Raw genomic sequence first — 22059 nt, 5'->3', positions numbered from 1 at the left:
CGGCCCGGCCCGGCGGGTAGGACCGGGATGACACTCCGAGCCGTCGGGGACCGCGGACTGCTCGTCGAACTGCCGGGCCTGCCAGAGGTGCTCAGCATCCAGTCCCAGCTGCAGGCCAGGCCGGCCGACGGACAGGTGGACGTCGTCGCGGCGGCCTGCACCGTGCTCGTGACCGTGCGCGACGCGGTGCACCTCGAGGCGCTCGCGGAGCGCCTGCGCAGCACCGATCCGACGCTTCCCGTGGAGGTCGAGGACACGCTCGTCACCATCGAGGTGCAGTACGACGGCGAGGACCTCGCGGAGGTGGCGCGGCGGACAGGTCTCAGCGAGGACGCCGTCGTCACCGCCCATTCCTCCCGTCCCTGGACCGCCTCCTTCGGCGGGTTCGCGCCGGGCTTCGCCTACCTCACTGGCGGTGATCCCCGCCTCGAGGTGCCACGGCGCGACTCACCCCGCACCGCCGTACCCGCCGGGTCCGTGGCCCTCGCTGGAGCCTTCTCGGCGGTGTATCCGCGGGAGTCGCCCGGCGGATGGCAGCTGATCGGGCACACCGACGCCGTCCTGTGGGACACGCACCGCGAGCAGCCGGCGCTCATCCGACCCGGGAACCGCGTCCGGTTCGTCCCGGTACGGCACCGCGTCCAGGTCGGCGCGCCGGAGGAAGCGGCCGGACCCGCGGAGCCGGCCGAACGCGGCGCACCCGGGGTCGAGGCCACCGGCGGGGAAGCGCCCGTACGCCCGGCAGAACGCGGTGCGGCGCCCGCGATGGAGCCGCCGCACCTCATGGTGGTGCACCCCGGCCTCTCCAGCACGCTGCAGGATCTCGGCCGGCCCGGGCTCATGTCCCTCGGGGTCGCGGAGGCGGGCGCGCTGGACCGGTCCGCTGCCCGCCAGGCCAACCGACTCGTGGGCAACGCAGCGGGTTCAGCGGTCATCGAGAGCCTCAACGGCGGGCTCGCCCTGGAGGCCGGGACGGACCAGGTGCTCGCCGTGACGGGTGCCGACGTCGGCCTGACCATCGCGATGCCCGACGGCCGCGAGCGGGAACCGCTCGTCTGCGCGCCGTTCCTCCTGCGCGCCGGCGAGGTGCTGCGGCAGTCGGCCCCGGCGACGGGCCTCCGGTGCTACACGGCAGTGCGCGGCGGGTTCGCTGCGGGGGAGGTCCTCGGCAGTCGCTCCACCGATTCGATGTCCGGGCTGGGGCCCCGACCGCTCGTCACGGGCACGCCGCTCACCGTGGCACTGCAGGCGCCCGCGTCCCCGGTCGGCGAGCCCGAATCCCTCCGGCGCGCCGCCTCGCCGGAGGTCCTCCGCATCCGGACGGGCCCCCGGGACGACTGGTTCGGTGCCGAGGGTCTCGAGCGCCTCTGCTCCTCCGACTGGACGGTCAGCGCCCAGTCGAACCGGATCGGGCTCCGCCTCGACGGGCCCGCCCTGCAACGCACCCGGGAGGGGGAGCTGCCGAGCGAGGGCACGGTGGGCGGCGCCCTCCAGGTGCCGCCGTCGGGCCTCCCGGTGCTGTTCCTCGCCGACCATCCGGTGACCGGCGGGTACCCTGTCATCGCCGTCGTGGTCTCCGCCGACCTGGACCGTGCGGCCCAGCTGCCGCCCGGCTCCACCGTGCGATTCCTCGTCGCAGACCCCTGATCGGACCGGATACCGGGCGGGCGGGCCCGGTTAGGGTGGGATCATGACGTTCGACGACGCCCTGGCGGCCATGCGCCGGCTCTCCAGCGGAGCGCGCCACGCCCATACGGGGCAGTGGGTCGCGGGTGCGCTGAGGACCCGCATCGCCGAGGGTGACCTGCCGCCCGGGACGAAGCTCCTCGAGGAGGCGCTCGGGTCCGCGCTCGGGGTCTCGCGGAACACGTTGCGGGAGGCCTTCGGCATCCTCGCCGCGGAGAACATCGTCACGCGGGTCCCCAACCGGGGGGTCTTCGTCGCCCGCCCCACGGCCGAGGACATCGCGGAGATCTATCGCGTCCGCCGGTACCTGGAGCCAGCGGCGCTGCGCTGGGGCGGTGCCGGCTCAAGGGTGGCGACGGCCGAGCTCGACGCCGTCATCGCCCGGGCTCGCTCAGCGCGGGACGCAGGCGACGTCGCCGCCATGGCCGGTGCCAACCAGGAGTTCCACAAGGCGGTGGTGGCGCGGGCGGGCAGTGCGCGGTTCGACGCCATCATGTCCGAGGTACTGGCCGAGATGCGCCTGGTGTTCCACGGCATGGGTGACGATCCTGCGTTCCACGCGCCCTATGTGGAGGCCAACGGGGACATCGCAGCACTGCTGCGGGCGGACCGGGCGGACGAGGCAGCGGAGGGCATGCGCGCCTATCTGGACCAGGCGGAGTCCCAACTCCTCGCGGCGGTGCGCCGGAGCTGACGGGTCCTTCGGCGCTGCGCTCAGCCCGAACGGCGGGGGGACCCCGGGCCCCGGACTGACAGAGGTCGTTGCCGGACGCCCACGCGCGGATGCTCGACGTCCCGTCGGTGGGCCTCGTCGTCATATCGGGACGGGCCGCGTGGCCGTGGGATTCCCGGCACAGGGATGTTCGCGGCCGGAAACGCGGTTGAAACCGCCGTTCCGTAGCGTGAGGGAGAACACCCCGTTCACAGGAGGCTGCCGTGCAGACGCTGAGGGTTCGACAGGTCCCCTGGACCAACCCCGTGGGTAGGGGGCTGCGGGAAGCGCTCCGTGCTGAGTCCGGGAGCGGGCACGTGCCCCCCGTCCCTGTCGCGCCCGACGACGGCTCGGACATTGCGGTGTTCCTCATCGCGTACGAGCTGGCGTCGGGACAGCCCGTCGGGTGCGGTGGACTCCGCCTGATCGGCGCCGCTGCCGAGGTCACCGACGTCTATGTCGTGCCCTACGCCCGGTGGTCGGGGATCGCGCGCGCCATCACGGAGGAGCTGACCTCCTGGGCGCGCGTGCACGGCATCGCCTCCGTCGGGCCGGACGGGGCACTGGCCGGACTCGATGCCCTGCGGCTCTGACCGCGATGCGTCAGGGGACGAGATAGTCGCTGTCGCGCGCGTCGGTGACCAGCATGTGGCCGGGTGCGTGGCCGATGGCCAGGCCCGGCCGGGACTCCATCACCGCGGCCTGGGGCGTGACGCCGCAGGCCCAGAACACCGGGACGGTGCCGCGGGGCAGGTCCACGGGATCGCCGAAATCGGGTGAGCCGAGGTCGGCGATACCGAGGGCTGCCGGGTCTCCCACGTGGACGGGAGCGCCGTGCACGGCCGGGTAGCGCGAGGTGATCCGGACGGCGTCGGCGATCCGGTCCGGGCTGACCGGCCGCATGGAGACGACGAGCGGTCCGGCGAGACTCCCGGCCGGCCAGCACCGGCGATCGGTCCGGAACATGGGCACGTTCACGCCCTGGTCGATGTGCGCGATCGGGATGCCGCCGGCCTGCAGGGCCGACTCGAAGGTGAAGCTGCACCCGATGATGAAGGTCACGAGGTCTTCCTGCCAGACCTCCAGCAGGTCGGTGGGCCGTTCCACGGGGACTCCGTCGCGGTAGACCACGTACCGCGCGGCATCGGTGCGGATGTCGCCGTCGGGCAGGAGGCGCCCGGTGACCTGTCCAGCGTCGAGGACGTCGAGGACGGGGCAGGCCTTCGGGTTGCGCTGCGCGAAGAGCAGGACGTCGTAGGCGAGGTCCGCGGGGACGATCAGCAGGTTGGCCTGCGTGTAGCCGTCCGCCCAGCCCGCGCTGGGCGCCACCGTGCCGCCGCGGAACAGGGCGCGCGCCTCGCCGGCGGTGAGCCGCGACGCATCGGAGGGGGCCGGTACCCCTGCGACGGTCATGCCCACAGCTTCGCGAGACCGCTGAGCGACTGGTAGCCGAGGAAGAGGGTCAGGAGCCAGGCGAGGACCCCGACCACCAGGAGCCACCTCGGGTACACGTACCCGGCGAGGAGGTCCCTGCGGCGCCAGGCCACCCACAGGATCACGGCGAAGCCGACGGGCAGGATCAGCCCGTTCACGGCGCCCGCGGCGATGAGCAGCGTCGTCGGCGCCTGTCCCACGAGCAGGTAGATCACGGCGGAGACGGCGATGAAGACGCAGGTGTAGAGGTTCCGGCGGCGGGGCGCGGTGGCGGAGGAGGTGATGAAGGAGATCGACGTGTAGGCCGCTCCGATGACGGACGTGATGGAAGCGGCCCACAGGATGATGCCGAACAGCCGGAGTCCCACCTCGCCCGCCGCGATCTGGAACGCCTCCGCGGCCTGGTTCTGGCCGGCGAGCTCCGCACCGCCCGCGACGACGCCGAGGATGGCCAGGAACAGGAGTACGCGGATGACGCCCGTCACGATGATGCCGAGCACGGAGCTCTGGGTGATCTGGCGGACGTTCGCCGGCCCGACGACGCCGGAGTCGAGCATGCGGTGTGCTCCCGCATATGTGATGTAGCCGCCGATCGTCCCGCCGATCAGGGTGGTGATCACGAGGAAGTCGATCTGGTCCGGGATGACGGCGTTCCTGATCGCGAGCCCCACGGGTGGCTGCGACACGACGGCCACGTACCCGGTCAGCAGGATCATCAGGGCACCGAGGACGACGACGATCCGGTCCAGTGCCGCGCCTGCGCGCTTGATGAGGAACACCGCGATGGCGATCACCGCGCTGACCACTCCGCCGATCTTCGCATCCACCCCGAGCATCGCGTTCAGGCCGAGCCCGGCGCCGGCGGTGTTGCCGATGTTGAACACCATGCCGCCGAGGAAGATCAGGGCCGCGAGGAACCAGCCCACGCCCGGCAGCACCAGGTTCCCGAGCTCCTGGGCCCGGCGACCCGTCACGCCGATGACGCGCCACACGTTCAGCTGCACGGCGATGTCCACCAGGATGGAGACGAGGATCGCGAAGGCGAAGGCGGCCCCGAGAGTCACGGTGAACGTGCTGGTCTGCGTGATGAAGCCGGGCCCCACCGCGCTGGTGGCCATGAGGAACATGGCTCCCAGCAGTGCGCCCCGTTCGGGGCGCACTGCCACCGGTGTCCTTTTCTTCGCTGCCCTGTCGGCCATGGGGTTCCCGTCATCGGTTCAGCAGGCGGCGTGACGGGCGTCACGCCTCGAACGGGAGTTTACAGATTGTTCAACAATCCGCGCAAGGGTTACGGACGGGGTGCTCCGAGGTCCACCGGATCCTCGTCCGTCAGATAGGCGAATTCGGAATGGGCCGCGATGTCGATGCCACGGATCTCGTCCTCCTGCTCGATCCGGAGCCCGATGGTCCGCTGCAGGACCTGCGCGATCACCCAGGTGACCACGAAGGAGTAGGCGAGGACGGCCACGGTCGCGAGGGACTGGATCCCCAGCAGCTCGAAGCCCCCTCCGTAGAAGAGCCCCGCCACGCCGTTCGGCGCGTCCTCGGTGGCGAACAACCCGATGAGCAGGGTGCCGAGGATGCCACCGACCAGGTGCACCGCCACGACGTCGAGCGAGTCGTCGAAGCCGAGGCGGAACTTGAGCTCCACGGCGAGCGAGCAGACGGCACCGGCGATGGCGCCGATGGCGAGGGCGCCCATGGGACTCACCGCACCGCAGGCGGGGGTGATCGCCACCAGGGCGGCGATCAGGCCCGACGCCGCACCGAGGCTGGTGGCGGCACCGTTCCGGATCCGCTCCACGAGGGCCCAGGCCAGAAGGCCGGCGGAGGCCGCCACGGCCGTGTTGAGGAACACCACCGAGGCGGACTGGCCGGCGGAGAGCGCCGATCCGGCGTTGAAGCCGAACCAGCCGATCCACAGCAGGCCTGCGCCGACGAGGACCAGGGGACGGCTGTGGGGCTTGGCATGGTCGACCGTCGGCCAGCCGTGGCTGCGGCCGAGCACGAGCGACAGGGCCAGGGCCGCGATCCCGGCGTTCATGTGAACGGCGAGGCCTCCGGCGAAGTCGATCGCCCCGAGGTCGTTCGCGATCCAGCCGCCCACCACGGAGCCGTCCTCCGAACTGAAGGCGAAGACCCAGTGCGCGATCGGGAAGTAGACGAGGGTGGCCCAGACCCCCGCGAAGATCATCCAGGCACCGAACTTCATGCGCCCGGCCGCGGCCCCGGCCACCAGTGCCGTGGTGACGCAGGCGAAGAACAGCTGGAAGGCGGCGAAGAGGATCGGCGGGATGGAGGCCGCGGGGTCCTCCGCGAGCAGCTGGCCCATGCCGGCGTACTCGGCGACGTCACCGATCAGGCCGAGCCCGCCCACCGAGTCGCCGAACGCCATCGAGTAGCCGAAGAGCGCCCACAGCACCGCCACGAGGCTCGCCCCGCCGAAGCACATCATCATCATGTTCAGGATGCGCCGGGAACCGACCATCCCTCCGTAGAACAGGGCCAGGGCCGGGATCATCAGACAGACGAGCGCAGAACTGGCGAGAATCCAAGCGACGTTTCCAGAATCCATGGGAGTCCATTTCCGTGACAGCGCTCCTGCGTGCCGGAGGGGACAGGGCCGGTTCCCGCACAGGGGGTGGGGTACGGAACCGGGAGGGCACGCCGCGCTGAGCCATGGTAGACAGCGCCACGTTTCCGCCCCCGGCGGCCGCCGTTAACTCTGTGTTACGCCGCGCCCGGTCCCTAGCCGCCGGCCACGGACTGGATGATCATGACGGTCACCCCGGGAGGCACGGGCGTCGCGAGGCCGTCGAGGCGGCGCACGTCCTCACCATCCACGTAGATGTTGACGTACCGCCGCAGCGCCCCCGTCTCCTCGCGGATCCGCTGCTCGAGCAGGGGGCGCCCTTCGCCGAGCCGGTCCAGCAGGGCCGCGACGTCGCCGTCCTCGGGCACGGTCAGACCGACCTCGGTGCGTCCCTCCACGTACGGTCGCAGCAGCGTGGGGATCAGGACGGTGACGTCACCGGCTGCGGCCCCTGGCAGGGTCTCCATCGGGTGCACCCGCTCAGGCGGGGACGACGGCGGCCCGGACCGAGAGGACGTCCGGCAGGTGGCTGGCCACTTCCCGGAACGTGCGGCCCTCGTCGGCGCTCGCGTAGACGCTCCCGCCACGCGTCCCGAAATACACGCCCGCCACGGCATCGTCGTCCACGCAGGCGGCGTCGCGCAGCACCGCGTTGTACTCGCCGCGCAGCAGTCCGGCGTCGGACGCCTGCCACGTTGCGCCGCCGTCGTCCGTCCGGTGCACGGCGAGGTGCCCGTCGGGCGGGATGCGCTCGCCGTCGGCCTTGAGCGGGATCACCCAGGCCGTGCCGCTGCGGTGCGGGTGCGAGAGCATCACGAAACCGAAGTCCGCCGGCAGGCCGTCAGCGATGGACTGCCAGGAGTCGCCCCGGTCCGTCGTCGCGTAGACGCCGTGGTGGTTCTGGGCGAAGAGGCGGTCGGGGTCGACGGCGTCGCGTGCCAGTTTGTGGACGCACTGACCGAACTCCGGATCCGGGTCCGGCATGAAGTAGGCGCTGATGCCCTTGTTCCTCGGCCGCCAGGAGGCTCCGCCGTCGTCGGAGCGGTACACGCCTCCGGTGCTCATGGCGACATGGAGGGTCTCGTCCGTCGGGCTCGGCAGGACGGTGTGCGCCGCCGCGCCGCCGAAGCCCGCGCCCCACTCGCTGCGATGAGGGTGGTCCCAGAGACCCCGGTTCAGCTCGAAGGTCTCGCCGTGGTCCGTGGACTTCCACACCGAGATGGGCTGGCAGCCCGCCCAGACCACACCGGGGCGGTTCTCGGCGTCGGGCTGGATCTGCCAGACACGTTCGAGGGCGGCCCCGTCCTCGGGCGCGAAGCGGATGCTCCCCTCCTGCGGCTCGGTCCAGGTGGTCCCCAGATCGTCCGAGTGCGCGATGCAGGGGCCGAAGTGCCAGGACATGCGTCCTGCGAACAGACGCGTCGTGCCGCCCCTGGTGTCGATGCCGACGCTCGGGATCTCCTCCATCAGGAAGAGGGGGTCGGAGAGCGTCCAGGTCTCACGATCCGTGCTCGTCGCGAGCCACAACCCCTTCTTCGTCCCGATGGCGAGAAGAACGGTCTTCCGTGCTGCTGACATGGCTGCCCCCGTTGGCGTCCTGGCGGCTGTCGGGCCGTCTCCTGGTGCGGATCACTTGGGACGATGCCACCCGCCACTCGTTTTGTACAGGGCCGACTACCCGCTTCTGTCCGGAATGGCGACAGGGCCCGCTGCGTCGTGCCAGAGTGGGTTCATCCGGACGCTGGGGCGCGGACCTATCCACCCCTGGAGGCACCGCGTGAGTCAGATCGTCCTCGGAAGTCCAGCACCGCTGCGATCCTGCCCGGCTGCCTCGACCGTCTTCCCGGCCCTGCCCGCTCCGCCCTGCCGGTTCTGCTCCGGTTCGTTCTGCGTGCGGGTCGAACCGCGTCTCCTCTCCCTCTGGTGGGCGACCGGCTCCGTGCTCGGCCTCGCGGACGTGGCCGGCGCCGCCGAGGTCATCCGCGACGTGTCCGACGGCTACCGCCTCCCGCTCGTGGTGCACCTGCAGGGCATGGTCGGCATCGCCGCGGCGGCACGGACCCTCATCCTCGAGAGTTCCCTCTCCTCGCGCATCGCCTACGTCGGCACCGGGCCCGTGGACCAGGTCATCGCGGCGTTCCTCGACCAGGGGCTGTCCGAGACGCGGTACTTCGAATGCCCGCGGGCGGCGCAGGAATGGGCACTGGGCGGGCGGGACGGCTAGCCGAACATCGGCGTGAGGAAGCGGCGCTCGTAGCGGCGGATGCAGCCGCTGTCCCGCGCGAGGCGGTACGCCTCGATGCACTCCTGATCCGTCCGGGACTCCGTGCGGTAGCGCTCGTAGTCCGCGAGCGAGGGGAAGGTGAAGAGTGCGTAGGCGATGTCGCTGTCGCCCTCGCCCGGCAGGAAGTACCCGTGATGGTTGCCGCCGAGCTTCCCCACGAGCCGGATCCAGCGCCGCCCGTACTCCTCGAAGTCGGCGATCCTGTCCGGATCGATCTCATAGCGCAGGTGCACGGTGATCATCCGCCTACCTGCTCTCGTCCGCGGTTCCGGCACGATCCGCGTCCGCCGGGACGGCGGCCCGCCGTTCGTCGATGACCGGTGGGAGCCCGAAGGCGTCGAACAGTTCGGGGTACAGGAAGTTGTGGTGCCCGATGATCCGGCCCCCGGCGGTCTCGATGACCTGGATGGCCCAGGGCTTCCAGAGGCCCGGCTCCACGAGGTGGTAGTTGGCGAAGCCGCCGGCACCGTTGACGCCGAGCGGGAGGAGGCGGCCGCCCTCGCAGACGCTGCCTTTGCCGACGAACCAGGCGATGACGTCGTCCGGACCGCTGAGCCACAGGTCGAACGGCGGCATCGACAGCACGACGTCGTCGCGCAGCAGTGAGACGAGCAGGTCCATGTCGTAGGACTCGAAGGCGCGCAGGTACTTGGCGAGGAGGTCCCTGTGCGCGGGGTCCTCGAGCGGCATGCTGGTGCTCGGCTCGTGCCCGGCCATGGTCTTGCGCGCCCGCTGCAGCGCGCTGTTGATCGACGCCGTAGTCGCATCGAGCAGGTCGGCCACCTCGGCGGCGGACCAGCGGAGCACCTCGCAGAGGATCAGGGCACTGCGCTGCAGGGGTGGCAGGTGCTGCAGGGCGGCGATGAAGGCGAGCCTGATCGTGTCACGTGCCTCGGCGACGACGGCGGGGTCCCCCGATGTGTCGATCACCCGATCGTCCCGGATGGGCTGCACGAAGGTCCCCTCGGTGAGGGGAGCGCCCAGCACGGCGTCCGCCGTCCGCGTGGAGGGGCCCAGGTCCATCGGCCGCGCGCGTCGCTGGGGACTGCGCAGCATGTCGACGCAGACGTTGTGCGCTATGCGGAACAGCCACGTCCGCAGGGAGGACTGGCCGGCGAAGGTGTCCCTGCGGGACCACGCCTTGATCATCGTCTCCTGCACGGCGTCCTCGGCCTCCGAGGCTGCCCCGAGCATGCGGTAGCAGTAGCCGGTGAGCTCCCGGCGTGAGGCCTCCAGGAGGTGGTCGAAGGAGGCGTCGGGCCGGACGGGGCCGGACGTGGCGTCCGGATGCGACGCGGCGGTGGCGGGCTGCATGCCTCGAGCGTAGCGAGGGCGGGGGACCTTCGGGGGAAACAGGGCCGGAAAAGTGGGCGAGGGTCGATGATTCCGGGCCCTCGGTGACGTCTACTGGGGGACAACAGCATTCGACACAGACCGGAGCACCCCATGCGCAGACTCACAGCAGGCCTCTTCTCCTCGGTGGACGGGGTGGTGGAGGACCCCCATCTCTGGCAGCTCGACAGTTTCGACGACGAACTCGGAGCCGGGATGGGAGCCATGATCAGCAGGGTGGACACCGTGCTCCTCGGCCGCCGCGGGTACGAGGAGTGGGCGCAGTACTGGCCCGCGGCGGAAGCCGCGGACCCCTTCGGCGCCTTCATCAATCCCGTCGAGAAGTTCGTCGCGTCCCGCTCCCTGTCCGGTCCGCTCGGCTGGACGAATGCGTCCCTCATGGACCGGCCGCTCGAGGACTTCGTCCGCGCGCTGAAGCAGACGGAGGGCGGGGACATCGCCGTGTGCGCCAGCATCTCCCTGGTCCGCCGGCTCATGTTCGCCGGGCTGCTCGACTCCCTGACCCTGATGATCCACCCGGTGGTGGCGGGCGCGGGCCGCCACCTGTTCGAGGCGGCGGACCCCGTCACGAGACTGGAGCTGCAGGAGGTCACGACGACGAGCCGTGGCAACGTCCTCGCGTCCTACGGTCTTCGTGCCGGATCGGTCGGGGAGTAGATATGTCCTTTCAGGCATATCTCGATGCGATCGAGTCGAAGACAGGGCTCACCCCACGCGAGCTCGTGGCGCAGGCGAAGGAACGGGGGTTCGACGGGCCGGGCGTGAAGGCGGGCGAGATCGTCGCCTGGCTCAAGGAGGACCACGAGCTCGGGCGCGGTCACGCCATGGCCCTCGTCCAGGTGATCAGGAACGGCGCCACGATCAGCGATACGCATGTCGGTACCGGCGGGGTGCACCGTGACGTCTCCACCGAGCTGTGGCTCGACGGGGCGGCGACGCGGCCCACTCCGTGACGGACGGCCATGGGCCGCACCTAGACTGCTGCCCATGGCCGTCCTCATCGATCCTCCGTCCTGGCCGGCGCACGGCACGGTCTTCTCCCACCTGGTGTCGACGTCGTCCCTGCGGGAGCTGCACGCCTTCGCCGAGGCCGCGGGCATACCGCTCCGCGCCTTCGACGAGGACCACTACGACGTGCCGGTGCGGCGGTACCGCGAGCTGGTCGAGCGCGGAGCGGAGGAGGTCGGTGGCGCCGAGTTGGTGCGCGCCCTGATCGCGAGCGGTCTGCGGATCCCTGCCCGACGGCGGGGCCCGAAGCTCCGCGCGGCTCTCGGTTCCCGCTGGTCCTCGGTGCTCCCGTCCGATCCTGACCTGGGCGCGGAACTCCTCGACCGCTGGGGGGAGCAGCACCGGCGCTATCACACCCGGACGCACCTCCTCGCCGTCCTGGAGGCTCTCGACCTCCTGCTGGAGGGCACCGATGACGCCCTGCGCCGACCGGTGGTCCTCGCGGCCTGGTTCCACGACGCCGTGTACGAGGCAGTGGCGGGCGGCGACGAGCGGGCATCGGCGGACCTCGCCGTCGAACGCCTGACCGGGCGGCTCCCGCCGGCCGAGGTGCGCGAGGTGGAGCGGCTCGTGCTCCTGACGGCGGGCCACGATCCGGCGGAGGACGACCGCGCCGGACACCTGCTGTGCGATGCGGACCTGGCGGTCCTGGGCGGCTCCGAGGCGGAGTACGCGCGGTACACCGCGGCGGTCCGCGAGGAGTACGCCCATGTCACCGATGCGGCCTTCATGGAGGGGCGCCGGGCGGTGCTGACGCGGCTGATCGCCCTCGATCCGCTGTTCCGCACGACGGCGGGCCGGGAACGCTGGGGTGAGCGCGCTCTCGACAACCTGCGACGCGAACTCCGGACGCCCGGCTGACCGCGAGCGGGCGGGCGGCGGAGCGTGGAGCAGCGGTCGACCGCGCGTTCTCCTAGAGTGGAGGCATGCCCCGATCACCCGAGACCTCGTCCGACTCCGACAGACCCGGCACCCGGCAGGTGCCGGGTCAACCCGCCGACCTGAGTCAGCGATGAACGGGGAGCTGATCCTCAACATCGCGCTGGTCATCGTCTTCGTCCTGATCGGCGGGGTGTTCGCCGCCACGGAGATGGCCCTGGTGACCCTGCGCGACAGCCAGGTGAACGCCATCGCCCAGCGCGGCAGGCGGGGCGAGAAGGTCGCCGCGCTCGCGCGCAACCCGAACACGTTCCTGTCCGCAGTGCAGATCGGTGTGACCGTGGCCGGCTTCGCCTCCGCAGCCTACGGAGCATCGTCGATCGCCCCGTCCGTCGCTCCGCTGCTGGTCACCTTCGGGCTGGGGGAGCAGGCCGCGCTGACGCTCGCCACGATCCTGCTCACGCTGGTGGTCGCCTACCTGTCGCTCGTCCTCGGTGAGCTGGCGCCCAAACGGCTCGCGATCCAGCGCAACGCGCAGTTCGCCTACGCCGTGGCGCCCGTTCTCAACAACTTCGCCCGGGTGATGCGGCCCGTGATCTGGCTGCTGTCCGTGTCCACCAATGCGGTGGTGCGCCTCCTCGGCGGGGACCCGACCCGCACGAGCGAGAGCATGACGGAAGAGGAACTCCGCGACATCGTCACGAGCCATGAGGGACTGCCCGAGGACGAACGCCGTATCCTCGACGACGTCCTGTCCCTCCGCGACCGGCAGATCAGCGAGGTCATGCGACCTCGCCCCGAGGTCGTCGCCATCACCGGCGCCGAATCCGTCGGCGATGCGGTGGCGCAGATCGCGGGCCTGCCGTTCTCCCGGTACCCCGTCGTGGACCAGTCGATCGACGACATCACGGGGTTCGTTCATGTGCGCGATCTCTACGAGGCCGCGGCGCTGGATCCGGGCACACCGGTCACGGAGGTCATCCGCTCCATCCCCTACCTGCCGGCGACGGCCCGCGTCCTGCCGACGCTGACCATGCTGCGCGCCCGCAACACGCACATCGCCGTGGTCATCGACGAGTACGGCGGCACGGACGGCATCGTCACCCTCGAGGACCTCGTGGAGGAGGTCGTCGGCGAGATCTTCGACGAGTACGACACCGATGCCGCGCCGGCGAAGATGGCGGAAGGCGGAGGGGTGGTCGATGGCCGGCTCAACCTGCAGGACTTCGAGGAGGCCACCGGCATCGAGCTTCCCCGCGGCACCTGGGACACCGTCGCGGGGTTCGTCCTCGAACGCCTGGGCCGGCTCGCCCGCCAGGGTGACGTCGTCGAGGTGGAGGGCGCGACCCTCCAGGTCACGGGGATGGATCGTCGACGCATCGCCGAGATCCTCGTCATCCCCGCGGACGAACCCTCCGATGAGGACCCTGCGGCCTGATCACGTCCCCCGCGGACAGCTCGGGACCGGCCGCGGACCCGTGCGGGCCTGTCGGCGAGGCGAGGGGTCATGGCGTCGTGAGGACGGTCTTCAGCCAGCCTTCCTCGCGGCGGTCGAAGGTCAGGTAGGCGTCGACGACGTCCGAGATCGGCTCGTGCTGGGTGATGAACCGGGTGGGGTCGAACACGCCGGAGGCCACGAGGTCCAGAAGGGGTGGCGTGACCGAGCGATGGTCGCAGTTGCCCATCCGGACGGTCAGGTTCTTGTTCATGGCCTGTCCGATCGGGTAGGACATCATCTGCGGGCTGTACACGCCGATGATGCCGATCCGGCCGTACTTCCGCACCGTCTCGACGCTCCACCGGGATACCTGGGACGGCGCGTTCCCCGGGACCCAGTTCTCGCCCTGCACGTTGGTCGAGGGGGCCACCTGCGCGACCTCACGCGCGAACTCGCCGGCCTGCTGTTCGCCGTCGGCGGCCGCCGGTCCGGAGGAAGGGCGCTGCGCGTCGACGCCGACGGCGTCGATCACGGCGTCCACCCCGATACCGAGGGTCGCGTCCATCAGGGCCTGCACCGGGTCCTCGCGGTTGAAGTCGACGACGTCGGCATTCTGGTCGAGGGCCTGTACGAGGCGGGTCTCGACGCCGTCGATCGCGAAGACGCGCGAGGCTCCCTGGCGGAAGGCGGAGGCGATCGCGAACTGCCCGACGACGCCCGCTCCGTACACGGCGACGGTGTCACCGCGCCGGACCCCGGCAAGTTCCGCTCCGAACCAGGCGGTGGGGAAGATGTCCGACAGCAGGATCGCCTGCTCGTCGCTGACGGTGTCGGGGAGCGCGGTCAGCGTGTTGGAGGCGTAGGGGATGCGGGCGTACTCGGCCTGCAGTCCGTTCACAGGACCGGTGGTCTGCGGGCCACCGAAGAAGCAGGTCCCGGCCTGGGGACCGTTGGGATTGGCGGTGTCGCACTGCGCGGTGTGCCCGGCGCGGCACTGCCAGCACACGCCACAGGACATGGTCGAGGACACGACGACGCGGTCACCGGGGGCGAAGCGGCGCACGGCGGCACCGACCGCCGTGACCTCGCCGACCGCCTCGTGGCCGAGGATGGTGCCTTCCTTCATGCCGGACATGGTGCCCCGGATGAAGTGGAGATCGGTCCCGCAGATCGCGCTGCGCGTGATGCGCACGATCGCGTCGTTCGGGTCGAGGATGGCGGGATCGTCGACGGTGTCGAGGCGGATGTCACCTTCACCGTGCCAGACGAGAGCTTTCATGGTCCGTACTCCTTCTGCCGAACTGCGGGGGCGTGGCCGTCGATGGCCCTCACGCTAGGGACGGGCTGCGAGGTTCCACAAGGGCTGTCCCCGCAGTCGGGTCACCTTGACAGCCTCCGGAGTCGCGGGGGCTCGATCACCGATCCCGCCACGGGCCCGCGTGGGGGTCAGCCGCGCGTCGGCTGGTAACGGGGCCGGTCGAAGGGATCGAGATCGACGGTGAGGCTCATGGTGTGGGGAACAGGGTCGGCGCACAGCAGGTCGTGCATCACGGCCAGCCACTGGAACGCGGCCGCCCTGTCCTCGAAGTACTCGGCAGGGTAGGCGGCGTGCGCGTACCCGGCGGCCGTCATGCGGTCCACGGGCGTGCTGCCGAGCATCGACGCGGCCAGGACGTGCCGTGCGGAAGCAAGGACGCGGCGGGCCCCGGGGAGGATCTCGACGACGTCGTTCAGGTCGACGAACACCACGTACGGTCGGTGGTCGGTGAGCTCGAATCCCCGGCGCAGCATCATGAGCGCATCGACCTCCGTCACGGAGACCGGTTCCCGGGCGCGGACGGTCACCGCGCACCGCTCCAACCGGCTGATCTCGTACGTGGTCTCGAAGGTGTAGGCGGGTCTCATGCATCTCCGGCAGCAGTGATGGGCGGGACGCCGTGGCGCGGACCCGGCGCGAACGCCGTGAGACCAGCCGAACCGAGGCACGTCTCCACAGGATAGGCCGTTCGGCCCACCAGCGCACAGCGCCGTGCGGCCGGGGGACGTCGGCCGTAGGACCCGGTGCCGGGCGCGCGGTCGTGGGCGCCGTGCGGGTTCTCGGGGCGGTCCTCCGGGTGGACCACGGTGGGTTCGCCGCTCCCCGGAAGGCGCCGGGCGGAGGGGCGGAGGGACCGCGGTGCGCGCGGTGCCGCCGGACGCGTGGTCACGGTTCGGCGCTGATGCGGGGCGGGCCATGGCCGGGAGGGTGCGGGCCGTCGATCATGGGTGCATGACACGGTCGGTGCACGTCGGAATCCTGGTCCTCGCAGCGGTGCTGCTCAGCGGGTGTGGGACGGATGGCAGCGCCGGTGCAGTCGTCGGTGGTCCGGCCACGTCGCCGGGCGCCACCGCCGGTCCACCGGATACCGCCGACCCCGCGACGCCCCCGGTCCCCGCACCCGGAGACTTCGCACCTCCGCCCGCCGAAGGGCCCGTGGCCGGCCAGGGCACCGTCCTCCAGATCGGGGACGCGCCGCCGCAGCTCTGCCTCGGTGGTGTCGCCGAGTCCTACCCGCCGCAGTGCTCGGGTCCCGAAGTGGCGGGCTGGGACTGGGGGCTCGCGCAGCAGGCCGAGAGGGCGTCGGGCGTGACCTGGGGCGCCTACGCGGTCACGGGGACGTGGGACGGGAGTGCCTTCACCCGCACGGGGATCCCCGTCCCGCTCTCGCTCTACGATGCCCTGCCGTTCGAGGATCCCCTCGCCGGACGCCAGGGCACCACCGACCAGCAGGAGCTCGACCGCATCCTCACCGAGGTCTACGCCGGCCACGAGGGCTACGCCGTGACCGCCGGAATGGACCGCGGCTTCGTCAGCCTCACGGTGGTGTACGACGACGGCTCCTTCCAGACGCGGATGGACGCCGAGTACGGGCCCGACGTCGTCGTCGTGCAGTCGGCGCTCCGGCCCGCCACCTGAGCACGTTCGTCGCTCGTGGCGGGGACTCGGCTCCATCGGGGAGTCCCACCGGGCGGTCCACGGTGCCCTCGGAAGCACGACGGCGGACCCGATTCCCGCGCCTCGGGCCGATGGATGACAGTCCAGTGGTCGTCGCAGCGCTGCATGCAGCATCCGGGCCCGAGCGCCAGTGCTGAATCGAGCGCTCCGTCCGGCGCTCGCGGGTGCCAGAATGATGGCAGTGCGACGGCCCGGTACCCGGGTGGCCGCCCGTGGTCACGAAGCCGGCTGCGGGAGGTGCGCGCTCGGCTGCCCGATGGCGGCGGCCCCATCCGGCTTCCGCAGAGGATCGCCGGAGGACACCGCCGCATGCAAGGACACCACACGCGTCTCGCGATGCAGCACGCGGGCCTCTCCCTCGCGACGGTCTGGGAGCATTTCCTCAACATGGGCGGATGCATCGACCATCTCGAGGTGGACGGCTATCTCCACGGCGTGATCACCCTGCCCGCCGACGACGGCGACTGCGTGACCCAGGCCGTCAACGAATTGCTCGACGACCAGGCGCGTGTGGGCCTGCTGTCCTGCTGCCGCGCCCCGTACAGCCGGGCGGGAGCGAGCGGACCAGCCGGACCGCGCACGCTGTTCCGGGCCTGCCCGGCCGCCGGACCGCATCCGGCCGCGGACGGGATGGCGGAGGCCGCGCCCACCGGGGCTGCAGCGCGTCGAGCGCCACGGCCATCGCCGCTGCAACCCGTCCGTCGAGCCGTGCGCCGGGAACGGTGACCGGGTACCTGTCCCGCAGGGACTGACCTCGCTCGGAGACCAGAACCGTCTGTCCTGCCTCGCCGACGAGTCGCGGCCGCGCCCTGATGGAGAAGTGGGCCGCGAGGCGTGACTCGTCCCCGTGGGGGAGGCACGGCTCACTCGATCGGACGAGTCTCCAGAACCGAACGCATCTTCCGGAGGCCGTCCCGGATGCGTGTCTTCGCCGTCGGGACGGGGATGCCGAGGCGTACAGCGACCTCAGCGTAGGTGAGGTGCGAGAAGTAGGCCAGGGTGATGGCCTCGCGCTGAACTGCGGACAGGACGGCCATCCCGGCGTGCACGCGCGACGCCTCGTCCCGCCCGACGACGGCCTCCGACACCTCGTCGAAGGCGCTCGACTGGTTCCGGCGTCCCCACTTCTCGTCCCGCGCGCCCCGGGAGACCTCCGAGCGCAGGCGGTCGATCGCGCGGCGGTGCGTCAGGGTCTTCAGCCACGTCAGCGGGTGGCCGAGCTCGGGCCGGTAGCGATCGCCCTGCTCCCAGACGAGCAGGAAGACCTCCTGCGTGACCTCCGCGCTGATGTCCGGGTCGAGGAGGATCCGGCGGGCCTGCCCGAAGACCCGGCGCGAGCACGCGGTGTACAGGTCGCGGAAGGCCGCCTCGTCCTTCGATCCGGCGGACGTCAGCAACTCCACGAGGTCGGGCCCGGGTGGGTCCTGCCCGTCGTCGTCGGATGGGGCGGGATGGACCCGGGGAGCGGCGGTCGCGGGGGGAGGGGAGGCGACCGCCTGGGGGAAGGAGGCGATGGTGGAGCTTTCTGGCTGAGACCGGGGCAGAACCATCCCCACCGCGGGTGCGGGAGTCGTCGGGCCGGCGTGCCACCAGCGGCAGTCCGGCCCTCCTGAGGACACAGGGCGCGGCCCTGTGTCCTGAATCTAACCCGTACCACCCCTCCGGTCCAGCCTCCCGCGGCATCGCCGGTCCGGACGGCGGACGGATGCGCAGGGGATTGCGGCCCTGGGGTCTAATGGATGGAGCCCGAGGGGTCTCCCGATCGTGCGGGGACCACGGGAACGACGACGACAGGACGGCAGGGCGGATGACCGACGGACGGCCCCAGCGGGCGCTCATGATCGCCGCCGTCGGCAGTGCGGGCCTGGCTCCGGAGGATGTGTGGCGGACGGGTCTGCTGCTCGGAGGGACCCTGTCCCTGCCGGACGTCAGGGAGTACCTCCACCAGCGCCTCGATCTCCGGGCCCCCGAGAGTGACGTCCTCGCCGCAGCCGTGAACATCCTGCTGCGCGGGGCAGGGATGGAAGTGGCGGTACCTCCCATGGCCGAGGACGCACCGGAGGGACCGGGCGGCATCGGCGACCTCGGTGCGGATGCGGCCTTCCTGCTCACCGACGAGGAGCAGGAGCAGGAGCGGCTGGAGGCGGTCCGCCGGACGAGCCTGCTGGACACGGAGCCGGAGGAACGCTTCGACGCCATCACCCGGAGGGCGCAGGAGCGCTTCAGGAGCAGTTCGGTGATCGTGACGCTCCTCGACGAGCACCGGCAGTTCCTGAAGTCCGCGATCGGGCCCGTCGAGCAGAACATGCCCCGGACACGGTCCTTCTGCGACACCACCATCCGCGAGTCCGTCCCCGTGATCGTGGAGGACGCCTTCGACGATCCCCGCTTCCGGTGGAACCCCCTGGTGCTCGGCGATCCCTTCATCAGGTTCTACGCGGGGCACCCGCTCAGGAGTCCCGACGGATGGGCGGTCGGGACCCTCTGCGTGATCGACCAGGAGCCACGCATCTTCGATGCCGAAGACGAGGCGGACTTCCACGCCATGGCCCTCGAGGTGCAGGCCCAGCTGAACGCGTGACACCGGGCGTGCCGGAGCCTCGGCCGCCCCGCGTGCTACCCGTCCCTGCCCTGGCTCCGCCCCGTCTCCGTCCCCTCGGCGCGCCTCCGGATGCGCTCGCGGTACTCCGGGCTGGACACGGCATGGTGAACTAGTAAGTGGGCTTACTGATTGGTCAAGGAGCGGCTGACACAGCAAACCCCCTGATGGTGCCCGCGCCCGGCTACGGCTGCTCGGGCACCATCTTGCTGTGCGCAGCACTGGGAGCGGACCCCGACCTGCCGTACTCACGGCGCACGCGGGGTGCCTGGCCGATGGCGACGAGGGCTCCGACGTCGTCGTCCCTCCGCGTCCACGCGCGCAAACCCCCGGCCGCGAGGAGGTCGAGACAGGCCGCTTCCTGGTCCTCGCCGATCTCCACGAGCAGATGGCCCCCGGGCGCCAGCCACTCCCGGGCCTCCTGCACCACGCGCCGCTGGACCTCCAGGCCGTCGGCGCCGCCGTCGAGGGTGGCCCGCGGCTCGTGGAGCCTGGCTTCCGGCGGCAGGTTCCCCACCTGGGCGCTCGGCACGTACGGGGTGTTGCAGAGCAGGGTGTCGACGGTGCCGCGGAGCGCAGCGGGCAGCGGCGCGAAGAGATCGCCCTCGTAGCAGCGGGCGCCGTGTCGGCTGAGGTTCCGGTGCGCGAGCGCGACGGCGGCGCCGGAGATGTCGGTCGCGTGGAGGCGGAGACCCGGGACCAGGTGTGCGAGGCCCGCAGCGAGCGCTCCGCACCCGCAGCAGAGATCCAGCACCGTGGCACCCGGCGCCGTCACGTCGGCCGCGGCCGTGACCAGGAGGGCGGACCGCTGCCGCGGCACGAAGACACCTGGTCCGACGAGGAGTCGGAGTCCGCAGAAGTCCACCCAGCCGAGGATGTGCTCGAGCGGCAGGCCCACCACCCGCTGCTCCAGCATCTCCAGCAGGCGTTCGTCGCCGGCCCCGCTCGCCGCGAGGAGTCGCGCCTCGTCCTCGGCGAAGACGCATCCGGCGGCGCGCAGTCGTGCGGTCATCGCGGCCTCGGTGGGCCGGGCGGAGTCGACGGGGTGCTGACGGTGCGGCATGGGACGGCCCTTCGGCGGGGGAGGCCTGGCACCACGAGGATAGCGGTGATCAGGTGTCGGTGGATCCGTGCGCCATGGCCACCGGCTTCGATTCCACGCTCCCCCGCTCCCGGAGATAGACCGAGGCGCCGATCATCAGCGCGATCACCATGAATTCGCTCTGCCAGTTCTGGAAGGACTCGAACCAGAACCGGGACGTGCCCAGGTACTCCAGGACCGTGGCACCCGGGAGGCCGTGAGCCGCCTGCTCCTCGCTGTAGGCTGCACTGCCACCCACCGCATGCAGGAGGAAGGACGCGGCGAAGAGGACGAAGAACATGATCGACAGCGAATGTTCGTACAGTCGCAGGATCACGCCCCCGCGGCGCACCGGCCACGGAGCGTCGCTGGTGCCGGACGCGTCGCGGGGATCGTCGTCCTGCGGTTCGTGCCGGCCGGGCAGCTTCGATTCCGAGGATCCCCGCTGGAACAGGTACGCCGTCAGCACCACGTACATGCCCATCTGGAGGAACTCGGACTCCCAGTTCTCGAACGTCGCCTCGACGAACTCGCCGGTCCCGAGGAAGCCGAGGACACCCACGGTCGTTTCCCCGTGGGCCTGCTGGTCTGCGGCGTAGCTCGAGGCTCCGCTCAGCACCATGCCCGCGAAGGAGATGACGAAGAGGGCCCCGTTCACGAGCAGCAGGCCGTGGTCCCGGATCCAGTGCCTCATGTGCCTCCACCCGCCTGTATCGATCCGGATCGATCCGGCCCGCATGTCCCCTCCTACGCTAGGAACCGGCGGCGGGCGCCGGCAACGGTGACGAAGGACGCGTAGCGGGTTGCGCGTCGGCGGCGTCCATGTCCAGCGGGCCGCGGCGGCGTTCATGTCCGGCGGGCCGCGGCTCCGGGATAGCCTGAGGAGATGCAACGCGTGGCGGTGATCTCGGACCTGCACGGTAACGCCACCGCCTTCGAGGCGGTCCTGGCGGACCTCGGACACCGGGACGTCTCCACGATCATCAACCTGGGCGACGTCGCCGGCAAGGGCCCACGCGGGTCGGAGTGCGTCCGGCTCAGCCGCCTGCACTGCGCGGTGACGGTGCGCGGCAACTGGGACGACTTCCTGCCGAGCGAGACGCCCGCGCGGCGTGACGATGCCGGCTGGTGGTGGCACGGCGAGCTCAGCCCGGAGGACCGCGCGTGGCTGCAGTCCCTCCCGCTCTCGCACGACATCACCCTCAGCGGCCGCCGCATCCGGCTGTTCCATGCGTCCGCGAGGAGTGTGTACCACCGGGTGCACGCGCAGCACACGGACGAGGAGTTCGCGGGCATGTTCGCGGCGACGGAGCTCACGGGTGACGGACCGCTGCCCGACGTCGTCTGCTACGGAGACATCCACGACGCCTTCATCTCCACCCGTAGGAGCAGGACGCTCGTCAACGTGGGCAGCGTCGGCAACCCGCTCGACGAGCCGCACGCGTCCTACGTGATCCTCGAGGGTGAGCCCGACGGCGACCGCTCGGCCCCGTTCGGCATCCAGTTCGTGCGGGTCGCGTACGACATCGAAGCGGAGATCGCCCTCGCTGCCGCGCTGGGGATGCCCGCTCTCGAGGCCTACGCGATCGAACTGCGGACCGCAATCTACCGCGGACACCACGAGGCGGCGGGCCTGCTCGGGCAGGACGACGGCCAAGCGTCGGTCAGGAGCCGGCTGCTTGACCCCTGACCGACACCCCATGCCCGTGCAAGCACATCGATGTATTCATCGTCGGTCCGCGGACAGGTCCGGGCCGTCGTTGCGTGTCCCCAGTGTGCGCCCCGCTGCTCAAGGTGCGCAGTGACGCGGGTCAAGATCCGCTCAGCTTGACAGGACGACGTGGCAGGACGACACCGCGGGTCGGTAGGTCACGGCGTGGTGAGGCCGAAGGGATGGCCTGCGGCCGGTGGTCCCCTAGACCCGCTCCGCGAACCGCGGAGATTCTCCCATCGAACGAGCGTGGCCGCCCGGACGATCACCGTCGGCGGACGTCTCC

At 71.2% G+C, this 22059-nt stretch carries 24 protein-coding genes; 12 read left to right on the top strand and 12 right to left on the bottom strand.

What is annotated here, in order from left to right; translation table 11 throughout:
- Nucleotides 1–27 precede the first annotated feature (27 nt).
- The 3 genes from NVV32_RS16410 to NVV32_RS16400 all read left to right on the top strand — a co-directional run bounded on the left by NVV32_RS16410 (nucleotide 28) and on the right by NVV32_RS16400 (nucleotide 2991).
- Nucleotides 28–1647, top strand: a complete 1620-nt coding sequence (locus NVV32_RS16410) for a 5-oxoprolinase/urea amidolyase family protein (RefSeq protein ID WP_055766376.1) — start codon at nucleotides 28–30, stop codon at nucleotides 1645–1647.
- 43 nt (nucleotides 1648–1690) lie between these two features.
- Nucleotides 1691–2380, top strand: a complete 690-nt coding sequence (locus tag NVV32_RS16405) for a GntR family transcriptional regulator (RefSeq protein WP_055766378.1) — start codon at nucleotides 1691–1693, stop codon at nucleotides 2378–2380.
- Between the two features lie 335 nt (nucleotides 2381–2715).
- Nucleotides 2716–2991 (top strand): GNAT family N-acetyltransferase, encoded by a 276-nt coding sequence (locus tag NVV32_RS16400; protein ID WP_422390886.1) that lies wholly within the window; start codon nucleotides 2716–2718, stop codon nucleotides 2989–2991.
- 10 nt (nucleotides 2992–3001) lie between these two features.
- Here the strand turns inward: NVV32_RS16400 and NVV32_RS16395 are convergent, their stop codons facing one another.
- The 5 genes from NVV32_RS16395 to NVV32_RS16375 all read right to left on the bottom strand — a co-directional run bounded on the left by NVV32_RS16395 (nucleotide 3002) and on the right by NVV32_RS16375 (nucleotide 8003).
- On the bottom strand, nucleotides 3002–3811 hold the full coding sequence (locus NVV32_RS16395; RefSeq protein WP_055768992.1) for a putative hydro-lyase: 810 nt from the start codon (nucleotides 3809–3811) through the stop codon (nucleotides 3002–3004).
- A complete protein-coding gene (locus tag NVV32_RS16390) occupies nucleotides 3808–5031 on the bottom strand; it encodes an NRAMP family divalent metal transporter (protein WP_422390885.1) in 1224 nt (407 codons plus the stop codon). The genes NVV32_RS16395 and NVV32_RS16390 overlap by 4 nt, the downstream gene beginning before the upstream one ends.
- An 89-nt stretch (nucleotides 5032–5120) precedes the next feature.
- The gene (locus NVV32_RS16385; RefSeq protein WP_055766387.1) at nucleotides 5121–6407 is read right to left on the bottom strand and encodes an ammonium transporter; all 1287 of its coding nucleotides are present in this window, start codon (nucleotides 6405–6407) and stop codon (nucleotides 5121–5123) included.
- 173 nt (nucleotides 6408–6580) lie between these two features.
- Nucleotides 6581–6892 (bottom strand): MoaD/ThiS family protein, encoded by a 312-nt coding sequence (locus NVV32_RS16380; RefSeq protein WP_055766390.1) that lies wholly within the window; start codon nucleotides 6890–6892, stop codon nucleotides 6581–6583.
- 13 nt (nucleotides 6893–6905) lie between these two features.
- Nucleotides 6906–8003: a WD40/YVTN/BNR-like repeat-containing protein gene (locus NVV32_RS16375; RefSeq protein WP_422390884.1), complete on the bottom strand. Its 1098-nt coding sequence runs from the start codon at nucleotides 8001–8003 to the stop codon at nucleotides 6906–6908.
- A 199-nt stretch (nucleotides 8004–8202) separates the two neighbouring features.
- Here NVV32_RS16375 and NVV32_RS16370 point away from each other — a divergent pair, with 199 nt between their 5' ends.
- On the top strand, nucleotides 8203–8649 hold the full coding sequence (locus NVV32_RS16370; protein WP_422390883.1) for a hypothetical protein: 447 nt from the start codon (nucleotides 8203–8205) through the stop codon (nucleotides 8647–8649).
- Here the strand turns inward: NVV32_RS16370 and NVV32_RS16365 are convergent.
- Both NVV32_RS16365 and NVV32_RS16360 read right to left on the bottom strand, forming a co-directional pair.
- Complete coding sequence (locus tag NVV32_RS16365; RefSeq protein ID WP_422390882.1) at nucleotides 8646–8951, bottom strand: NIPSNAP family protein; 306 nt, start codon at nucleotides 8949–8951, stop codon at nucleotides 8646–8648. The genes NVV32_RS16370 and NVV32_RS16365 overlap by 4 nt on opposite strands.
- A gap of 4 nt (nucleotides 8952–8955) precedes the next feature.
- On the bottom strand, nucleotides 8956–10023 hold the full coding sequence (locus NVV32_RS16360; protein WP_422390881.1) for a sigma-70 family RNA polymerase sigma factor: 1068 nt from the start codon (nucleotides 10021–10023) through the stop codon (nucleotides 8956–8958).
- Nucleotides 10024–10155: 132 nt separating this feature from the next.
- Here NVV32_RS16360 and NVV32_RS16355 point away from each other — a divergent pair, with 132 nt between their 5' ends.
- The 4 genes from NVV32_RS16355 to NVV32_RS16340 all read left to right on the top strand — a co-directional run bounded on the left by NVV32_RS16355 (nucleotide 10156) and on the right by NVV32_RS16340 (nucleotide 13387).
- Nucleotides 10156–10719, top strand: coding sequence for a dihydrofolate reductase family protein (locus NVV32_RS16355; RefSeq protein ID WP_422390880.1), 564 nt, complete (start codon nucleotides 10156–10158; stop codon nucleotides 10717–10719).
- A gap of 2 nt (nucleotides 10720–10721) precedes the next feature.
- Nucleotides 10722–11015, top strand: coding sequence for a DUF4287 domain-containing protein (locus tag NVV32_RS16350; RefSeq protein WP_422390879.1), 294 nt, complete (start codon nucleotides 10722–10724; stop codon nucleotides 11013–11015).
- 34 nt (nucleotides 11016–11049) lie between these two features.
- Nucleotides 11050–11931, top strand: a complete 882-nt coding sequence (locus NVV32_RS16345) for a DUF4031 domain-containing protein (RefSeq protein WP_422390878.1) — start codon at nucleotides 11050–11052, stop codon at nucleotides 11929–11931.
- Between the two features lie 151 nt (nucleotides 11932–12082).
- On the top strand, nucleotides 12083–13387 hold the full coding sequence (locus tag NVV32_RS16340; RefSeq protein WP_422390877.1) for a hemolysin family protein: 1305 nt from the start codon (nucleotides 12083–12085) through the stop codon (nucleotides 13385–13387).
- A 67-nt stretch (nucleotides 13388–13454) separates the two neighbouring features.
- On the opposite strand, the gene NVV32_RS16335 is transcribed toward NVV32_RS16340, so the two are convergent.
- Both NVV32_RS16335 and NVV32_RS16330 read right to left on the bottom strand, forming a co-directional pair.
- On the bottom strand, nucleotides 13455–14666 hold the full coding sequence (locus tag NVV32_RS16335; RefSeq protein WP_422390876.1) for an alcohol dehydrogenase catalytic domain-containing protein: 1212 nt from the start codon (nucleotides 14664–14666) through the stop codon (nucleotides 13455–13457).
- Nucleotides 14667–14833: 167 nt separating this feature from the next.
- Nucleotides 14834–15292: a hypothetical protein gene (locus tag NVV32_RS16330; RefSeq protein ID WP_055766418.1), complete on the bottom strand. Its 459-nt coding sequence runs from the start codon at nucleotides 15290–15292 to the stop codon at nucleotides 14834–14836.
- A 364-nt stretch (nucleotides 15293–15656) separates the two neighbouring features.
- Here NVV32_RS16330 and NVV32_RS16325 point away from each other — a divergent pair, with 364 nt between their 5' ends.
- Together NVV32_RS16325 and NVV32_RS16320 are read left to right on the top strand one after the other, a co-directional pair.
- The gene (locus NVV32_RS16325) at nucleotides 15657–16343 is read left to right on the top strand and encodes a hypothetical protein (protein ID WP_422390875.1); all 687 of its coding nucleotides are present in this window, start codon (nucleotides 15657–15659) and stop codon (nucleotides 16341–16343) included.
- A 348-nt stretch (nucleotides 16344–16691) separates the two neighbouring features.
- Nucleotides 16692–17108 carry a hypothetical protein gene (locus NVV32_RS16320; RefSeq protein WP_422390874.1) on the top strand — a complete coding sequence of 139 codons (417 nt, stop codon included), beginning with the start codon at nucleotides 16692–16694 and terminating at the stop codon, nucleotides 17106–17108.
- A 137-nt stretch (nucleotides 17109–17245) separates the two neighbouring features.
- Here NVV32_RS16320 and NVV32_RS16315 read toward each other — a convergent pair whose 3' ends face one another.
- Nucleotides 17246–17932 (bottom strand): sigma-70 family RNA polymerase sigma factor, encoded by a 687-nt coding sequence (locus tag NVV32_RS16315; RefSeq protein WP_422390873.1) that lies wholly within the window; start codon nucleotides 17930–17932, stop codon nucleotides 17246–17248.
- A gap of 257 nt (nucleotides 17933–18189) precedes the next feature.
- Between NVV32_RS16315 and NVV32_RS16310 the strand changes: the two genes are divergently transcribed.
- Complete coding sequence (locus NVV32_RS16310) at nucleotides 18190–18963, top strand: GAF domain-containing protein (RefSeq protein WP_422390872.1); 774 nt, start codon at nucleotides 18190–18192, stop codon at nucleotides 18961–18963.
- A 202-nt stretch (nucleotides 18964–19165) separates the two neighbouring features.
- Here the strand turns inward: NVV32_RS16310 and NVV32_RS16305 are convergent, their stop codons facing one another.
- Nucleotides 19166–20044 (bottom strand): putative protein N(5)-glutamine methyltransferase, encoded by an 879-nt coding sequence (locus NVV32_RS16305; RefSeq protein WP_422390871.1) that lies wholly within the window; start codon nucleotides 20042–20044, stop codon nucleotides 19166–19168.
- Between the two features lie 49 nt (nucleotides 20045–20093).
- Nucleotides 20094–20756 (bottom strand): DUF6766 family protein, encoded by a 663-nt coding sequence (locus NVV32_RS16300; protein ID WP_422390870.1) that lies wholly within the window; start codon nucleotides 20754–20756, stop codon nucleotides 20094–20096.
- A 192-nt stretch (nucleotides 20757–20948) separates the two neighbouring features.
- Here NVV32_RS16300 and NVV32_RS16295 point away from each other — a divergent pair, with 192 nt between their 5' ends.
- The gene (locus NVV32_RS16295) at nucleotides 20949–21752 is read left to right on the top strand and encodes a metallophosphoesterase family protein (protein WP_422390869.1); all 804 of its coding nucleotides are present in this window, start codon (nucleotides 20949–20951) and stop codon (nucleotides 21750–21752) included.
- Nucleotides 21753–22059: the final 307 nt, after the last annotated feature.

The sequence above is a fragment of the Arthrobacter sp. N1 genome (genome assembly GCF_048288285.1).
GTDB lineage: Bacteria > Actinomycetota > Actinomycetes > Actinomycetales > Micrococcaceae > Arthrobacter_D.
This window is presented reverse-complemented; position numbering and strand designations above follow the sequence as displayed.

Bases quoted from the DNA above. Each gene is read 5' to 3' on its own strand.
- NVV32_RS16410 (WP_055766376.1), top strand. From the start codon at position 28: ATGACACTCCGAGCCGTCGGGGACCGCGGACTGCTCGTCGAACTGCCG.
- NVV32_RS16405 (WP_055766378.1), top strand. From the start codon at position 1,691: ATGACGTTCGACGACGCCCTGGCGGCCATGCGCCGGCTCTCCAGCGGA.
- NVV32_RS16395 (WP_055768992.1), bottom strand. From the start codon at position 3,811: ATGACCGTCGCAGGGGTACCGGCCCCCTCCGATGCGTCGCGGCTCACC.
- NVV32_RS16390 (WP_422390885.1), bottom strand. From the start codon at position 5,031: ATGGCCGACAGGGCAGCGAAGAAAAGGACACCGGTGGCAGTGCGCCCC.
- NVV32_RS16385 (WP_055766387.1), bottom strand. From the start codon at position 6,407: ATGGATTCTGGAAACGTCGCTTGGATTCTCGCCAGTTCTGCGCTCGTC.
- NVV32_RS16380 (WP_055766390.1), bottom strand. From the start codon at position 6,892: ATGGAGACCCTGCCAGGGGCCGCAGCCGGTGACGTCACCGTCCTGATC.
- NVV32_RS16375 (WP_422390884.1), bottom strand. From the start codon at position 8,003: ATGTCAGCAGCACGGAAGACCGTTCTTCTCGCCATCGGGACGAAGAAG.
- NVV32_RS16365 (WP_422390882.1), bottom strand. From the start codon at position 8,951: ATGATCACCGTGCACCTGCGCTATGAGATCGATCCGGACAGGATCGCC.
- NVV32_RS16360 (WP_422390881.1), bottom strand. From the start codon at position 10,023: ATGCAGCCCGCCACCGCCGCGTCGCATCCGGACGCCACGTCCGGCCCC.
- NVV32_RS16355 (WP_422390880.1), top strand. From the start codon at position 10,156: ATGCGCAGACTCACAGCAGGCCTCTTCTCCTCGGTGGACGGGGTGGTG.
- NVV32_RS16350 (WP_422390879.1), top strand. From the start codon at position 10,722: ATGTCCTTTCAGGCATATCTCGATGCGATCGAGTCGAAGACAGGGCTC.
- NVV32_RS16345 (WP_422390878.1), top strand. From the start codon at position 11,050: ATGGCCGTCCTCATCGATCCTCCGTCCTGGCCGGCGCACGGCACGGTC.
- NVV32_RS16340 (WP_422390877.1), top strand. From the start codon at position 12,083: ATGAACGGGGAGCTGATCCTCAACATCGCGCTGGTCATCGTCTTCGTC.
- NVV32_RS16335 (WP_422390876.1), bottom strand. From the start codon at position 14,666: ATGAAAGCTCTCGTCTGGCACGGTGAAGGTGACATCCGCCTCGACACC.
- NVV32_RS16330 (WP_055766418.1), bottom strand. From the start codon at position 15,292: ATGAGACCCGCCTACACCTTCGAGACCACGTACGAGATCAGCCGGTTG.
- NVV32_RS16325 (WP_422390875.1), top strand. From the start codon at position 15,657: ATGACACGGTCGGTGCACGTCGGAATCCTGGTCCTCGCAGCGGTGCTG.
- NVV32_RS16320 (WP_422390874.1), top strand. From the start codon at position 16,692: ATGCAAGGACACCACACGCGTCTCGCGATGCAGCACGCGGGCCTCTCC.
- NVV32_RS16315 (WP_422390873.1), bottom strand. From the start codon at position 17,932: ATGGTTCTGCCCCGGTCTCAGCCAGAAAGCTCCACCATCGCCTCCTTC.
- NVV32_RS16310 (WP_422390872.1), top strand. From the start codon at position 18,190: ATGACCGACGGACGGCCCCAGCGGGCGCTCATGATCGCCGCCGTCGGC.
- NVV32_RS16305 (WP_422390871.1), bottom strand. From the start codon at position 20,044: ATGCCGCACCGTCAGCACCCCGTCGACTCCGCCCGGCCCACCGAGGCC.
- NVV32_RS16300 (WP_422390870.1), bottom strand. From the start codon at position 20,756: ATGAGGCACTGGATCCGGGACCACGGCCTGCTGCTCGTGAACGGGGCC.
- NVV32_RS16295 (WP_422390869.1), top strand. From the start codon at position 20,949: ATGCAACGCGTGGCGGTGATCTCGGACCTGCACGGTAACGCCACCGCC.